This is a genomic window from Anaerotignum sp. (assembly GCF_031981185.1).
Lineage (GTDB): Bacteria > Bacillota > Clostridia > Lachnospirales > Anaerotignaceae > Chakrabartyella.
This window is the reverse complement of the sequence record NZ_DALYUL010000029.1, coordinates 5,257-7,571: the sequence shown is the minus strand read 5'-3', so window position 1 is coordinate 7,571 and position 2,315 is coordinate 5,257. Positions and strand designations below refer to the sequence as shown.

The window sequence follows — 2,315 nt, the reverse complement described above, 5'->3', positions numbered from 1 at the left end:
GGTGCTGGATTGCGGACAATGTAGCGATTCCTATTCTGCTGTTAAGGTGGCAACGGCTTTGGCCGAAGCATTTGAATGTGGAGTGAATGATTTGCCTCTTTCCTTAGTGCTTTCTTGGTATGAACAAAAGGCGGTGGGCATCCTTCTGTCATTGCTTTCCTTGGGAATAAAAGATATTCGTCTTGGACCATCCCTACCGGCATTTATTACACCAAATATTATGCAAGTTTTGGTTGATAAATTTGCATTGAAACCGATTTCATCTCCCGATGAGGATTTGAAAGCGATTTGGGCAAAATAATGAATGATGTAATCAAAGACAAGAAAACTATTTAATTTTCCTTTATATTAAATAGGTAGAAATAGAACAATAATTGGCAAAGAAAAGCTGTTGAATAATTAAGTAATTGATTATACAACAGCTTTTTATTGTAATTTAGGTATCAGCATAATTTGGATGAAATGCAGTGTCTGGTAAGACGAAAGAAATTATTGAAAGTTTATTCAAGGCATTATAAATGAATATTTTATATACCAAATTTGGTGCTTAGATTTATTTTTGCTGATATTTGTTTTATGGTTTTCATTGCAAATCTGACCACTTTATGGCACTATAAAATTAGGTTAGGACAAACAGCAAATGGTAACTCCTTCTGTTTTTTTATAATTAATCTGCCAAATTGAGGCTAAAGAAAATAGGCATAGGGTGGGCAGGAATTCAAAATCACTTCGGATGTTACTGAGAGGCGAAACATTATAAAGGAGAGATGAATTAATATGAAGTTTTTATGGACAACTGTGCATGTGAATAATTTGGAAGAATCCATTGCTTTCTATTCCCAAGTGATAGGGCTTAAGGTAGTGAACCGCTTTAAAGCAGGAAATGGAGTAAAAATCGCTTTCATGGGAAATGGGATTGATGGCGAAACTTTGGTGGAACTTTTAGAAGACGAGAATCAGGACAATGTTACTTTTGGTGCTGTTTCTATAGGTTTTGCAGTTGCATCTGTTGAAGAAATGATGAAATCGTTGGTGGAGAAAAACATAAAAATATGTGGAGGACCTTTTGAGACTCCTGATGCAACTTTTTTCTTTATAAAAGATCCCAGTGGATTTAGTGTTCAGCTATTCCAATATAAATAATAATAATTTTATTAGACTAAATGGGTGTAAAACAGATAATTGCCTGTTGTGAAAACACGTTTCTTAGAAAATAATTGGATCAAAAATAAGCTTATTAATAGTCACATGTAAAAAGTTGTTTACTTTAACGAGTAAACAATTTTTTTTAATCTTTTTAGTTTAGAAAAATAGGAAGGGGAGTAGGTATTTAGAAAATGAATTGAAATTTGTCTAAAAGTCTAAAAAAGAAAAAAGTTGGAATAATATTAAAAATGTAAGTTTCATAAAGACATTAGTATTTTTTGACTATATTTGAATAAGTAAAGTTCCAAAAAATGTAAGACAAAAATGCAGATTCGTTAATATGAAGTCAAACTTATGAGTAATTAATGCAAGAAATAGGTATAATTTCAATGCAGAGTGTTTTTTAAATTAAAAACAAAGAAATTTATTGTTAAAATTCTATTTATGTTGTTTTTTTTTCAAAAGATAAAGCAAATATTGATAACTCTTTATTTTTAGTCAAGAGTTTAAGACAGATAATGCTCTATTATAGATGAAAATTGTACGTTAAAATATACTTGAAGTATAATTAAATTATTTAGAAAAAAGGGGGGATTCCCTTGGAAGGGACAGAGTTTCAAAAGATTATAAATGGATATGACATTTGGTTTTGTGTAATTATTATGATTTCTATTGTTATATTACAATCGGTTTTCTTTATGAAAGAAGCTATAAAAGAAGCAGCAAGAATTGGAATTTCTGAGCATGCAAGGAAAGCTGCAATGCGTTCTGCTAGCATTACAGCCATTGGTCCTTCACTCTCTCCTATAATTATAATGATTGCAATGAGTGCAATGCTTGGGACTCCTTATACATGGTTTGTATTAAACAACGTGGGGGCAGCCCGTACGGAATTGGCGGTAGCTGCAATGGGAAGTTCTGTTGCGGGGGTAACGGTTATGGATGCCAATATAGGTATAAAGGCATGGACATATGGGATTTGGGCCGGTGTGCTGAATAGTGCCGGATGGTTAATTTTTGTTTTTTTGTTTAATCATAAAATGGAAAGCATGGTAGATATCATGTATTCCAGATATGACAAGAGGTGGATTAAGGCTCTTTTGGGCGGCGCAACCCTAGCCTTATTTGCTTATTTGCTTAGCAGTCAGCTGGTTGGAAAGTCGACAGCC

At 33.0% G+C, this 2,315-nt stretch carries 2 protein-coding genes and 1 pseudogene; all 3 read left to right on the top strand.

The genetic code is table 11. The annotated features are described in order from the left end of the window. Nucleotides 1–301 (top strand): annotated as a pseudogene (locus RTK36_RS14020) (hydroxylamine reductase); the annotation flags it as partial. 476 nt (nucleotides 302–777) lie between these two features. Next, the gene (locus RTK36_RS14015) at nucleotides 778–1,143 is read left to right on the top strand and encodes a VOC family protein (protein ID WP_312047864.1); all 366 of its coding nucleotides are present in this window, start codon (nucleotides 778–780) and stop codon (nucleotides 1,141–1,143) included. A gap of 602 nt (nucleotides 1,144–1,745) precedes the next feature. After that, a partial coding sequence (locus RTK36_RS14010) for a DUF5058 family protein (RefSeq protein ID WP_312047863.1) occupies nucleotides 1,746–2,315 on the top strand: 570 nt, incomplete at its 3' end.